The organism is Nonomuraea sp. NPDC048882 (genome assembly GCF_040649755.1).
Classification (GTDB): domain Bacteria; phylum Actinomycetota; class Actinomycetes; order Streptosporangiales; family Streptosporangiaceae; genus Nonomuraea; species Nonomuraea maheshkhaliensis.
The window spans coordinates 23,070-35,005 of record NZ_JBEZGB010000032.1 but is presented as its reverse complement, the minus strand read 5'-3'; the positions used below and the strand labels follow the sequence as shown (position 1 = coordinate 35,005).

At 69.7% G+C, this 11,936-nt stretch carries 11 protein-coding genes; 7 read left to right on the top strand and 4 right to left on the bottom strand.

What is annotated here, in order from left to right:
• Positions 1–29 precede the first annotated feature (29 nt).
• Genes tsaB through tsaD form a run of 3 tightly spaced genes read left to right on the top strand, consistent with a single transcriptional unit; the run spans position 30 to position 2,144 of the window.
• Positions 30–677, top strand: a complete 648-nt coding sequence (tsaB, locus tag AB0C27_RS53310; protein ID WP_357862499.1) for a tRNA (adenosine(37)-N6)-threonylcarbamoyltransferase complex dimerization subunit type 1 TsaB — start codon at positions 30–32, stop codon at positions 675–677.
• Positions 678–688: 11 nt separating this feature from the next.
• Positions 689–1,120, top strand: coding sequence for a ribosomal protein S18-alanine N-acetyltransferase (rimI, locus tag AB0C27_RS53305; protein WP_357862560.1), 432 nt, complete (start codon positions 689–691; stop codon positions 1,118–1,120).
• Positions 1,113–2,144, top strand: a complete 1,032-nt coding sequence (tsaD, locus tag AB0C27_RS53300; protein ID WP_357862497.1) for a tRNA (adenosine(37)-N6)-threonylcarbamoyltransferase complex transferase subunit TsaD — start codon at positions 1,113–1,115, stop codon at positions 2,142–2,144. The genes rimI and tsaD overlap by 8 nt, the downstream gene beginning before the upstream one ends.
• A gap of 171 nt (positions 2,145–2,315) precedes the next feature.
• Here the strand turns inward: tsaD and AB0C27_RS53295 are convergent, their stop codons facing one another.
• Entirely contained in the window at positions 2,316–4,157 is a 1,842-nt protein-coding gene (locus tag AB0C27_RS53295) for a hypothetical protein (RefSeq protein ID WP_357862495.1), read from the bottom strand.
• A gap of 193 nt (positions 4,158–4,350) precedes the next feature.
• Positions 4,351–5,592, bottom strand: coding sequence for a class I SAM-dependent methyltransferase (locus AB0C27_RS53290; protein ID WP_357862493.1), 1,242 nt, complete (start codon positions 5,590–5,592; stop codon positions 4,351–4,353).
• 279 nt (positions 5,593–5,871) lie between these two features.
• Between AB0C27_RS53290 and groES the strand changes: the two genes are divergently transcribed.
• The 4 genes from groES to AB0C27_RS53270 all read left to right on the top strand — a co-directional run bounded on the left by groES (position 5,872) and on the right by AB0C27_RS53270 (position 9,991).
• Positions 5,872–6,186 carry a co-chaperone GroES gene (groES, locus tag AB0C27_RS53285; RefSeq protein WP_197093639.1) on the top strand — a complete coding sequence of 105 codons (315 nt, stop codon included), beginning with the start codon at positions 5,872–5,874 and terminating at the stop codon, positions 6,184–6,186.
• Between the two features lie 71 nt (positions 6,187–6,257).
• Positions 6,258–7,877 carry a chaperonin GroEL gene (gene groL / locus AB0C27_RS53280; RefSeq protein ID WP_357862491.1) on the top strand — a complete coding sequence of 540 codons (1,620 nt, stop codon included), beginning with the start codon at positions 6,258–6,260 and terminating at the stop codon, positions 7,875–7,877.
• Positions 7,878–8,205: 328 nt separating this feature from the next.
• Entirely contained in the window at positions 8,206–8,910 is a 705-nt protein-coding gene (locus AB0C27_RS53275; RefSeq protein WP_357862489.1) for a hypothetical protein, read from the top strand.
• Positions 8,911–9,355: 445 nt separating this feature from the next.
• Positions 9,356–9,991, top strand: a complete 636-nt coding sequence (locus tag AB0C27_RS53270; protein WP_090930520.1) for a sigma-70 family RNA polymerase sigma factor — start codon at positions 9,356–9,358, stop codon at positions 9,989–9,991.
• Between the two features lie 109 nt (positions 9,992–10,100).
• On the opposite strand, the gene AB0C27_RS53265 is transcribed toward AB0C27_RS53270, so the two are convergent.
• Together AB0C27_RS53265 and AB0C27_RS53260 are read right to left on the bottom strand one after the other, a co-directional pair.
• Positions 10,101–10,478 (bottom strand): DUF5319 domain-containing protein, encoded by a 378-nt coding sequence (locus AB0C27_RS53265; RefSeq protein WP_080043188.1) that lies wholly within the window; start codon positions 10,476–10,478, stop codon positions 10,101–10,103.
• Positions 10,479–10,517: 39 nt separating this feature from the next.
• A complete protein-coding gene (locus tag AB0C27_RS53260) occupies positions 10,518–11,513 on the bottom strand; it encodes a helix-turn-helix transcriptional regulator (RefSeq protein WP_357862487.1) in 996 nt (331 codons plus the stop codon).
• Between the last annotated feature and the right edge of the window lie 423 nt (positions 11,514–11,936).

Here is an 11,936-nt window from a genome sequence, read left to right as displayed (position 1 = left end):
GACCCCGGCGGCGGGTAGGCTAAACAGTCGTGCTGGTCCTGGCCTTTGATACCGCAACCCCCGCCGTCACCGCCGCGCTCCACGACGGGGAGCGCGTGCTCGCCGAGTCGACCACGATCGACGCCCGGCGCCACGGCGAGTTGCTCGTGCCCACCATCGAGTCCGTGCTGAGCGAGGCGGGCGCGCGGCTGCGCGACGTGAGCGCCGTCGTGGCCGGCAGCGGGCCGGGCCCCTACACCGGGCTCCGGGTGGGGCTGATGACCGCCCAGGGCCTGTCGACCACGCTGGGCGTGCCCGCGTACGGGATCTGCACGCTCGACGCCGTCGCGTACGCCTCCGGGCTCGGTGAGCCCTTCCTGGTGGCCACCGACGCGCGGCGCAAAGAGGTGTTCTGGGCGCGTTACACCGACTGCCGCACCCGCGCCGAGGGCCCCTTCGTCGACCGGCCCGCCGACGTGCCCGTCCAGGGCCTGCCGGTCGTCGGCGCGGGCGCCGGGCTCTACCCCGACCTGCTCGGCGACGGCGGCGACGCGCCGCCCTACCCCTACGCCGGCGCCCTGGCCGCTCTGGCCGCGCTCCGGCTCGGCGAGGGCGTGCCGCTCGACCCCCCGCGACCGATCTACCTGCGCAGACCCGACGCCGTCGTGCCCGGCGCGCCCAAGAAGGTGACGGCGTGAAACTCAGACCGATGACCGTGGCCGACCTCCCGGCCGTGATGGCGATCGAACGCGCCACGTTCCCGCTCGACGCTTGGAGCGAGGGAATGATGCGCGGCGAGCTGGCCGACATGCCCCGCACCCGCCACTACGTGGTTGTCACCGTGAACGACGAGATCGTGGCCTACGCGGGCCTGGCCGCCGCGGCCGACCAGGCCGACGTGCAGACCATCGCCGTGCTGGAGAAGCACCAGGGCACCGGCCTCGGCAGCGCGATGCTGACCGAGCTGCTGGCCGAGGCGACCCGCCGCGGCGCACGCGAGATCTTCCTGGAAGTACGCGCCGACAATCCCCACGCGCAGGCCGTCTACCGGCATTTCGGGTTCGAGGAGATCGGCACCCGCCGCCGCTACTACGACGACGGCACCGACGCGATCATGATGAGAAGGAAGCTTGGTGACTGACGCACCCCTGGTCCTGGGCATCGAGACGTCCTGCGACGAGACCGGCATCGGCATCGTGCGAGGCCACACGCTGCTGGCCAACACGATCGCCTCCAGCATGGACGAGCACGCCAGGTTCGGCGGGGTGGTGCCCGAGGTCGCCTCGCGCGCCCACCTGGAGGCCATGACGCCCACGGTGGAGGCCGCGCTGGCCGAGGCCGGGCTGAAGTTCTCCGACATCGACGCCATCGCCGTGACCGCCGGGCCAGGCCTCGCCGGGGCGCTGCTGGTCGGCGTGGCCGCGGCCAAGTCCTACGCGCTCGGCCTCGGCGTGCCCCTCTACGGCGTCAACCACCTGGCCGCCCACGTCGCGGTCGACCAGTTGGAGCATGGGCCGCTGCCCAAGCCGTGCATCGCCATGCTGGTCTCCGGCGGTCACTCGTCGCTGCTGCTCGTGCCCGACGTCGCCGACGACGTGATCTCGCTCGGCTCCACCGTGGACGACGCGGCCGGCGAGGCGTTCGACAAGGTCGCGCGGGTGCTGGGGCTGCCCTTCCCCGGCGGCCCGCACATCGACAGGGCCGCCCGCGACGGGTCGGGGGCGGCCATCGCCTTCCCGCGCGGCAAGATCGACGACGGCACGCTCGACTTCTCCTTCTCCGGGCTCAAGACGGCCGTCGCCCGGTGGGTCGAGGCCCGCGAGGCGTCCGGGCAGTCCGTGCACGTGCCCGACGTGGCCGCCTCGTTCCAGGAGGCCGTGGTGGACGTGCTGACCCGTAAGGCGTTGCAGGCGTGCCGGAAATACGACGTGCACGATCTGCTGATCGGGGGCGGGGTGGCGGCCAACTCGCGGCTGCGGGCGCTGGCCCAGGAGCGGTGCGAGGCGGCCGGCGTACGGCTGCGGGTGCCTCGTCCCGGGCTGTGCACCGACAACGGCGCCATGGTCGCGGCGCTCGGGTCCGACCTGGTGGCGGCCGGGGTCACGCCGTCGACGCTGGAGATCCCGGCCGACTCGTCGCTGCCGATCACGACCGTTCACGTCTGAGCCACGCTCACGACCGTGCACGTCTGACCAGCGATCACGACCGTGCACGTCCGACCTGACCGCCCTCTGACCCGACTGCCCTCGCCGGTGCGGCGAGGGCGGGGCGCGCGGGCCTTGGGCCGCGCAGTGCTTGGGCCGAGCGGCCCTTGGGCCGAGCGGCCCTTGGGCGGCTCAGTCCTTGGGGCGGGTCGGGCGCAGGAGAGCTTCGGCCAGGGCCAGCATGGTCTCCTCCAGCGCGCCCAGCCGCTTGTTGAGGTCTTCTGTCGCGGGGTTGACGATGCCGGACACCGTGCCGGCCAGCTCGTCGTGGTCGGGGCGGGACCGTACCAGCTCGGTGAGCGTCTCGGTCGCGGCGGCGAGCCGCTCGGCCTGCTCGCCCGAGTGGGTCTGGATCAGCTCGCCGACCTGCTCGGGGATGGCCAGGGTGGCGGGGAGCTGGGTCATGCGCTGGTTGACGGCCTCGATGCGGTCGTCCACCGACTCCAGGTGCGCGCCCGCCTGCTCGGCGCGGGTGGCCAAACCGTTGAGGTGGGTGTCGAGGCCGTTGAAGCGGGTGTCGAGCCCGCCGAAGTGACCGTCGACGGCGTCGAAGCGGCTGCTCATGTGCTCCTCGGCCTCGCCGAGCCGCTCGTCGATGGCGTCGATCTGGTTGTCGAGCTTGTTGAAGCGGCCCTCGTTGCGGGTGGCGGTCTCGCTGACGTGCTGGTCGGTGGTGGCCATGCGCTCGTCGAGCGAGGCGAAGCGGGCGTCCACGCGTACGTCGAGCGCGTCGAAGCGGTCGTCGTGGCGGCCCAGGTGGCCGTCCAGGGTGCCCAGCCGCTTGTCCACCGCGCCGAGCCGGCCGTCCATGGACAGCAGCCGCTGATCGACCCCGCCGATCCGGCCGTCGAGGCCGTCGAGCCTGGTGTCGATGTCGGCCAGGCCCTCGTCCGCGGACTCCAGCCGGCTGTCGAACCCGGTGAGCCGGGAGTCGAGCCCCTGCAGCCTGCCCTCGGCCCGGTCGAGGCGGGCGTCCACGCCGCTGAGGCGGGCCGTCAGGCGCTGCTCGCTCTCGCCGAGCTGCACCGCGAGGTGCTGGTCGGTCTCGTCGAGCCTGGTGGTCAGGCGCTGCTCGACGCCGGTCAGGCGGCCGGTGAGCTGCTCGTCGGCCTCCTTGAGCCGGCTGACGAGGCGTTCGTCGGCCTCCAGGAGCGCCGTGGCCAGGCGCTGGTCGGTCTCGTCGAGCCGGACCGCGAGGCGCTGGTCGGTCTGCTCCAGCCGGGTCGTGAGCCGCTGGTCGGCCTCGTCGAGCCGGGCGCTGACGCGCTGCTCGCTCGCCTCGACCTGGCCGGTGAGCTGGTCGGTGGTGCTCCGCAGTTGCTCGGTGACGTTTTCCGACAGGTCGCTCATCGCGACCTCGACCCGGTCGGTACGGGTGGTCAGATCGGACATCGACTTGTCGAGCCGGGTGAAGCGGCTGGCCGCGGCCTCCATGCTGGAGTTGAGGGTGGCCAGCTTGGCGGAGAAGTCGGACATGCCCTTGGTGATGCCGTCGGTGGTGTCGAGCACCGACTGCAGCTTGCCGAGGGCTTCGTCCACGCTCTCGCCCACGGTGCCGAGGTCGGCCCACAGGCTGGGCAACTCGGAGACGGGGGCCACCCGGGCGTCCACGTCGCCGACCCTCGCGTCCACCTCGCCCACCCTGGCGCCCACGGCGTCCACGTGGTCGCGTACGGCCTCGACGTGCTGCGCCAGGCCCTCCGCCCACATCGGCGGCTTGGCGGAGATCTCGTCCAGCCGCCCGCTCACCGACTCCAGCGTGCCGCTGAGCCCGCCCAGCTCGCGCTCGCGCACCTCGCGCAGCAGCCACTCCATGCCTTCGAGCCGCTGGCGGATCTCGTCGAGCACGGCGCCCTGCGTGCGCTGCTCGTAGACGTGGTCCTGGGCGGCACGCGCGAGCAGGTCGCGCATCCTCTTGGGTACGGCGTCATGCGCGCCCGTCTGAAGCAGGGTGGTGTGGTTGGAATGGTCCACCGAAAGCTCCTTCGCTCGCCGACGGTCTGCCGCGCAGCGGTGGGGTTGGTCCGGTTCATCTGAAAGAGCGAGAACGCGGGTGACCGCATTAAGGGGGAGAACTCCCGCCCGCCAACCTTAGCCTTTCGATCATGGTCCGTCAGGGCCGAAGTGAAAGATCGCCGTTAACGCGCGGATGACCGAGTTTGGAGGTTCAGGCAGGTGAGAGGGGCTTGCAGAGAAGAACCGATGGTTTGTCGAGAATGCGAGTCAAGATGACGACGGCCGAGTTGTCGCCTTTGAGGCGCAGGTCGGCGCGGAGGCGTTCGATGTCGACCGCGGAGCCCCGCTTTTTGATGGTGATATTGCCGATTTGTCGCTCGCGGAGAAGCGCGCGGAGTTTTTTCAGAGAGAACGGGAGAATGTCCTCTATTTCGTATCTGGTGGCCCATGGGGTGTCCACCGGGTCGTCCGCGGTGATGTAGGCGATCAGCGGGTCGAGCAGCCTGCCGCCGACCAGCTCGGCCACTTCGGCGACGAGATGGGCGCGGACGGCGGCGCCGTCCGGCTCGTACACGTACCGGCCGGCGGGGCCGACCGGCGCGGGGGTGGCGGTGACGCCGGCGGCCGTGAGGGAGTGGCCGCCGGGCAGCAGCGTGGCGCGCCGGCCGCCGCCCTGGCCGGTCCAGATCGTGGCTTCCTTGACCTCGCCCTTGTACGAGACCCACTCCGTCTGCGCGCCTTCGGGGATGAACTCGTACGGGATGCCGGGCGCGACCTTGACGCAGGCCAGGCCAGCGCGGGAGATCAGGTCGAGCACCACGGGCCACGGCGGGGAGTAGGCCATGGGGTCGAACGTCCTGCCCCTGCCGGTCCGCCTGGCCGGATCGGCGAACAGCACGTCGTACTCCTCCGGCCTGATCTGCGCCGCGTCGCCCACGCGTACCGTCACCCGGTCGTCCACGCCGAGCGCGCGGGCGTTGGCCGCGGCCACGGCGACGGTCAGCGGGTCGGTGTCCACGGCGGTCACGGCGCAGCCGGCGCGGGCCAGCGCGAGCAGGTCACCGCCGATGCCGCAACAGGCGTCCACGACTTGGAGCGCCTTCCCGGCCGCCGGTGCGGTCGCCGATCCAGGCTCCGGCCCGGTCGGCGCTTCGAATGTGTGTCCGGCCATCGCCGGCAGGCGGCGGGCGCGGTGCTCGGCGACCTCAGCCCTGGTGGACTGCTCCAGGCCGTGCGGCGTGAAATACATCACCGCCGCGTCCTCGCCGAACTTGGCCTTCGCCCGTTCCCTGAGCCCCGCCTGGGTGAGCGCGGCGGAGGTGAGGGCGGCGTCGTACGTCCTGCGCAGCGCGGTGGCGGCGGCGACCGGGTCGGCGCCGGCGAGCTCACCGGCCCGCGCCAGGGCCTCCTGGCCGCGCGGGGTCAGCAGCTCGGTGAAGGCGTCGAGGTCCACGTCGTCCGACGTTAGCGCCACGGCGTACCCGGATCGTCCCGCAGACGGGGGGAGATGGGAGTATTTGTCCACGTAGCGGCCTTGACGAGGCCCGGGCTTTGACGCCTGATCGCTCAGAGCAGACGCGTTCGTGTTGACTGTCAAGCCCCTCTTGCATATGTTTCGTGTTGGCACTCTCCCCTTGAGAGTGCCAACGTGCGACGAGGCAGGTCTGACACCCGCGACGGCAGGCCCCGCTGGTCGCCTCTTCTGATCATTCAAATCTGAAGGGGAGGTCCGATCGTGACGACCGCCACCAAGGTTCCCGTTAAGCCGCTCGGCGACCGCATTGTGGTTCAGCCGCTTGAGGCCGAGCAGACCACCGCTTCCGGCCTGGTCATCCCTGACACCGCCAAGGAGAAGCCGCAGGAGGGCAAGGTCCTCGCGGTGGGCCCGGGCAACTGGGACGAGGACGGCGACAAGCGGATTCCGCTCGACGTCTCCGAGGGCGACATCGTCCTCTACAGCAAGTACGGCGGCACCGAGGTCAAGTACGGCGGCGAGGAGTACCTCGTGCTCTCCGCCCGCGATGTTCTCGCGATCATCGAGAAGTAGCCGGATGTGTCGAGCCCCGGGCGCTCTTGAGGGCGGCCGGGGCTTTCGACGCTAGGAGAGGACTTTCAGTTATGGCGAAGATCCTGGAGTTCAACGAGGACGCCCGCCGTGCGCTCGAGCGCGGTGTGAACGCCCTCGCGGACGCCGTGAAGGTAACCCTCGGCCCGCGTGGCCGCAACGTCGTCATCGACAAGAAGTTCGGTGCGCCGACGATCACGAACGACGGTGTGACCATCGCTCGTGAGATCGAGCTGGAGGAGCGCTACGAAAACCTCGGCGCCCAGCTCGCCAAGGAAGTGGCCACCAAGACCAACGACATCGCGGGCGACGGCACCACCACCGCGACCGTCCTGGCCCAGGCCATGGTCCGCGAGGGCCTGCGCAACGTGGCCGCCGGCGCCTCGCCGCTGTCGCTCAAGCGCGGCATCGACAAGGCCGCCAAGGAGATCAGCGACAAGCTGCTCGCCAGCGCCCGTGAGGTCGGCGACAAGAAGGAGATCGCCAATGTCGCGACGATCTCCGCGCAGGACGCCAAGATCGGCGAGCTGATCGCCGAGGCGTTCGACAAGGTGGGCAAGGACGGTGTCCTCACCGTCGAAGAGTCCAACGCCATGGGCATGGAGCTCGAGTTCACCGAGGGCATGCAGTTCGACAAGGGCTACCTGTCGGCCTACATGGTGACCGACCCCGAGCGGATGGAAGCCGTCCTCGAAGACGCCTACATCCTGCTCACCCAGGGCAAGATCGCCTCCATCGCGGACTTCCTGCCGCTGCTGGAGAAGATCGCCCAGACCAAGAAGCCGCTGCTCGTGGTCGCCGAGGACGTCGAGGGCGAGGCCCTGGCCGTCCTGGTCACCAACAAGATCCGCGGCACCTTCACCTCCGTGGCCGTCAAGGCCCCGGGCTTCGGTGACCGCCGCAAGGCGATGCTGCAGGACATGGCCATCCTCACCGGCGGCCAGGTCGTCAGCGAAGAGGTCGGCCTCAAGCTGGAGCACGTCGGTCTCGAGGTGCTCGGCACGGCCCGCCGCGTCGTCGTCACCAAGGACGCCACGACCATCGTCGACGGCGCCGGTGACGCGCAGGCCATCGAGGACCGCGTCAAGGAGATCAAGATTGCCATCGAGCAGTCCGACTCCGACTGGGACCGCGAGAAGCTGCAGGAGCGCCTGGCCAAGCTCGCCGGCGGTGTGTGCGTGCTGCGTGTCGGCGCCGCCACCGAGGTGGAGCTGAAGGAGAAGAAGCACCGCCTCGAGGACGCGATCTCCGCGACCCGCGCCGCGATCGAGGAGGGCATCGTCTCCGGCGGTGGCTCCGCGCTCATCCACGTCTCCAAGGAACTCGACGACCTCGGCCTGACGGGCGACGAGGCCACCGGTGTCGGCGTCGTGCGCCGCGCCCTGGTGGAGCCCGCCCGCTGGATCGCCGAGAACGCCGGTCTCGAGGGTTACGTGGTGACGCACAAGGTGGCCGAGCTGAAGGCCGGCGAGGGCTTCAACGCCGCCACCGGCGAATACGGCAACCTGCTCGACCAGGGTGTCATCGACCCGGTCAAGGTCACGCGCTCGGCCGTGCAGAACGCGGCGTCGATCGCGGGCATGCTGCTCACCACCGAGGCGCTCGTGGTGGACAAGCCCGAGGAGGAGGCCCCGGCCGCCGGCCAGGGCCACGGTCACGGCCACGGCCACTGACCTCACGTCCGACCGTTTCACGGCCCGCACCCGTCCGGGGGTGCGGGCCGTGACGCGTTTGCGGGGGTGTACGCGTCCGGGGGTATGGGCTGTGACGCGTTCGCGGGGGCGTACGCGTCCGGGGGCCGTTGTGCGCTTCCGTGGCGTACCCGTCCGGGGGTATGGGCGCGGGGGGTGCCCCGTGCGGGGGTGCGGGCTGTGACGCGGTTCTGGGGCGTATCCGTCCGGCGGCTACGGGCCGCCGTGACACGGTTTCCGAGCCGCCCGGCGGCGTGGGCGCAGGACGTACGCTGAGCCCTGACTCGACGCGGGGAGGGTGGGGGCGCGGATGCGGTACCAGCGGGCCGTGGAGCGGTTGCGGATGCTCGCGCAGGCCTGCGAGCAGACCCGGCGCGTGCCGGCGGACGAGCCGTTCCTGAAGGAGGCGTACGTCTTCGGTGACCTGCTGGAGGGCGCCGACCCCATCGAGGCGATCGAGGTCGCCTTCGTCCTGAACCTGCCGCCCGAGGAGGTGTCGTGGGGCTCCCACCCGCCCGGCACGGCGTGGCTGGTGGACTTCCTGCGCCTGGACAAGGGTGGGATCGCGTACTGGTGGCGTTCCCACCTTGATCCGGTGGCCAACCATCTCATTCGCGAGCCCGTACGATTCTGGTCGCTGGCCGGGATCGAGCCCGGGGTGCTGGAGGCGCTGGCTGAGCGCCGCTTCGAGTCGGCCCGCGAGCAGACGACCGCCGTCCGCCGCCCACCGGCCCAGGTGGAGGCCGAGCTGAAGACGACCCTGGACCACCTGAGATCGGTCCATGCGGCGTTCTGGGACCGTCAGTGGCGCCGCGAACACCGGGGGCTGGGCCGCTATCCGGAGCATCACCTGTGGGAGGCGGTGCAGGGCTACCTGGAACTCCTCTACGAGCATGCTGGACGCGTCGACCTTGGCGAACGTGACGAGCATGCCGACCACGGCGAACGTGACGAGCGCGATGGGCCCGACGGACGCGACGAGCGCGACGAGTCCGACAAACGCGACGAAGGCTAGGAACGACACGAGGCCGGCGACCCGCGACGTGACCGGCGTGGATCGCAGTGGGGGTGGTGGTGCAGGCCGTGGCCGGGGTGATGGGCGTGGGTGGTGATCAGGGAGCGGGTCGCAACAGGGGTTGATGGTGGGGTGGTTTTGCGGAAGGGTCCGATGTTTGCGGGGGTTGGGTGGGTTCGGGGGTCGCGTTCGGGGAGGGACTTTCGCGGGCTGGAGCGGCAGGATGGGGGGAATTGGGGGAAAAGGTGGAAAGTTGGAGTAAACCGAGCACGGGCGATAAGCGTCGGCGGCATGACAAATGTCGTGCATTCCAGGTTATGGGATGAAATATTATGTCAGTATTAAGGCTTAGTGTGGTCAATTGATTACTGACAGTTATCGTCGCTTCAATGTGACCAATCCGTAGCCGTTCGCTATGACGACAGGCAGGATCAGTGCGGGCATCATGCCTATCGTGAGCGAGGGAAGCGTCGCCGACGCCAAAATTGGGGTAAGGCTCGCGTCGAGACTTCCGGCACGGACGGATGACTCCGACCTTAGGGAACTGACGAGCCTCGCCGTGCAGGGGGATCGCAGTGCGATCGAATCTCTGCTCGGTGAGTTGCGTCCGATGGTGGTGCGGTATTGCCGCGCCAGGCTGGGCCGGGTTTCAGGGCAATATCACATTGCCGATGACGTGGCCCAGGAGGTGTGCATCGCGGTGTTGTCCGCACTGCCGCGATACCGCGACATGGGGAGGCCTTTCGCGTCGTTCGTGTTCGGGATCGCCTCGCACAAGGTGGCCGACGCGCTGCGGAGCTCGGTGCGCTCTGCGGTGCCGACCCAGGATCTGCCCGACGGGCCCGACGACGGGCCGGGGCCTGAGGAGACGGTGGTCCGCTACATCGAGGTGGAGCACGCCAGGCGGTTACTGGCCAGGCTTCCCGACAATCAGCGCGAGTTGCTGCTGCTGCGGGTGGTGTCGGGGTTGTCGGCCGAGGAGACCGGTAATGTACTCGGTATGTCACCGGGTGCGGTCCGCGTCGCCCAGCATCGGGCGCTGGCCAGGTTGAGGCAGATGGCCGAGCTGGAGTCGGCTTGACGCCTGAGGACGAGACCGACGCGCTGCTCGACGCGCTCGGTCGTGGACAGACGCCTGACTCAGGCGATCCAGCGGCGCGGTTGCTGGCCGCGCTGCTCGAAGACGTCGGTCAGCGGCGCTCCTCCGTGTCGATGACGCCGTCGACATAGCCTCTGGCGTAGTCCCAGCTGACGTAGTCGGCGGGGTCAGGGTGAAAGGCCGGCTCGTGCACCTGCGGCTGGCCTTTCTCGATCATCTGCTTCAGGTTGCCGCGCAGCAGCTCCCAGTCGAAGAAGTGCTGCTCGCCGCATTCCGGGCAGTCGAGTACGAGCCCCAAAACCCCCTGCGGTTCGAGCAGGGAGCGGAAGACCTCGACGTCGGCGAGGTCGGTGATGGCCTCGTCACGTTCGGCCGCCGTCAGTGGCTCGGCGTCGTCGAGTGCGCCCATCGCTGAGGAAGGGTCGTTCGGATCGTCCGCGAACGGATCGCGGGGGACGTCTTCCAGCACCTTCCCACCATATGACCGAAGCGGCCCCAGCGGTGGGCTTTACCTCAGCCATCCGCGGCTGGCGGCCTCCACGCCCGCGTGGAAGCGGGATTGAGCGCCCAACTCGGTCATGGCCTCGGCGAATCTGGCGCGTACGGTACGTACCGACACCCCGAGCTGGCGGGCGATCGAGTCGTCGCACATGCCCTGCGCGGCCAGCCGCAGCACCTGGACCATGCCCTCGCTCCGCCCGCTCCAGGGCAGGGGCAGCGCGCGGGCCCACAGCTCGTCGAACAGCGAACTGAGCATGCCCACCACGACGGACGTGCGGATCAGGTAGAAGTTGTAGGCGTGGTCGGGCAGGTTGCCGCCCCAGTGGGCGGGCAGGCCCGCGACCTCGGTGCCGGCCGTCATGAACCAGCTCGGCAGCCGGTCGAGCGTGCGTACCTTGCCGCCCGTCTCGGTCAGCTCGGTCAGCTGGTCGCGTACGCCGGGGAGCACGAGGCTGGAGACCGGAATGATCGCATGAACCGTGAGAAGGTTTCGTTTTTGCGCATCAATCCATGGATCCGCAAATTTCCGCGCAAAGTCGGTCATGGTGCGGTCGTCCGGAACGGCGGTCAGTAATTTCATCGGCGGCGAATGAGACTGCACGGCGATGCCCACCACGCTCTCGTACAGGACGTCCGCGCCGCTGGCCATCTCCACCGTGAAATGGCCGCTGCGATAGTCGCGTCCGGCGTCGTAGTCGCGGATCAGGCTGCGAATGGAGCCGAGCGCCGAGTCGATCATGCGACTCTCCTCGGCCAGCCGGTCGAGGCGTTCGGCGATCACCCTGCCGAGCGCGGCCGCGGGGTGCCGGGCCAGGTATTGGCCGGACTGCTCGTCGATCACCCCCAGTTTCACGAGGTCGTCGAGCTGACGGCCGACCTTCTCGACCGGGCCGTCCATGGCCTGGGCGAGGTCGGTGCGGCTGGCCTTGTGCAGCCGCAGCACCGCCGAGTACAGCGCGGTCTGAGCCTGGTCGAGGCCCAGCGTCTCGAAGGGATCGGACACGGTTCGGGGCTCGTTGCGCATTTTATGCGGCTCCGGTGGGGGGTCACGGGCGTGCCGCGAGGATAACCCCGTATAACGCCTGTGTCCGCGTGTTGCGCCGACTCGTTAGACGCCTGGTGCAACTTCGTGCAATTGCACGTTTGCACATTGCAATGTGCCGGTGAGTAACGCATTCTTTACCTAGCGTCGGCATCCAGGCAGGGCGCGGCAGCTCCGGCCATCAGGACGCGGAGGGGGGTTCGGTGGTGTGTGGCGCTGCCGCTCCCGGATGCCGGTGGCCGGGGGATGGGACGGATCACCGACCGTCCCATCCCCCGGCACTTCGATGATGCCGGGAGTACGACGGACCGTGGGGGCCCGTTGTGCTCCCGGCATCATCCTCGTTCGGGGTCACCGCGCCGAGGTTGCGTGCGGCACGCCGGT

Coding starts and splice junctions, on each gene's coding strand:
- rimI (WP_357862560.1), top strand. CDS start 689: ATGACCGTGGCCGACCTCCCGGCCGTGATGGCGATCGAACGCGCCACG.
- groL (WP_357862491.1), top strand. CDS start 6,258: ATGGCGAAGATCCTGGAGTTCAACGAGGACGCCCGCCGTGCGCTCGAG.
- AB0C27_RS53270 (WP_090930520.1), top strand. CDS start 9,356: ATGCCTATCGTGAGCGAGGGAAGCGTCGCCGACGCCAAAATTGGGGTA.
- AB0C27_RS53275 (WP_357862489.1), top strand. CDS start 8,206: ATGCGGTACCAGCGGGCCGTGGAGCGGTTGCGGATGCTCGCGCAGGCC.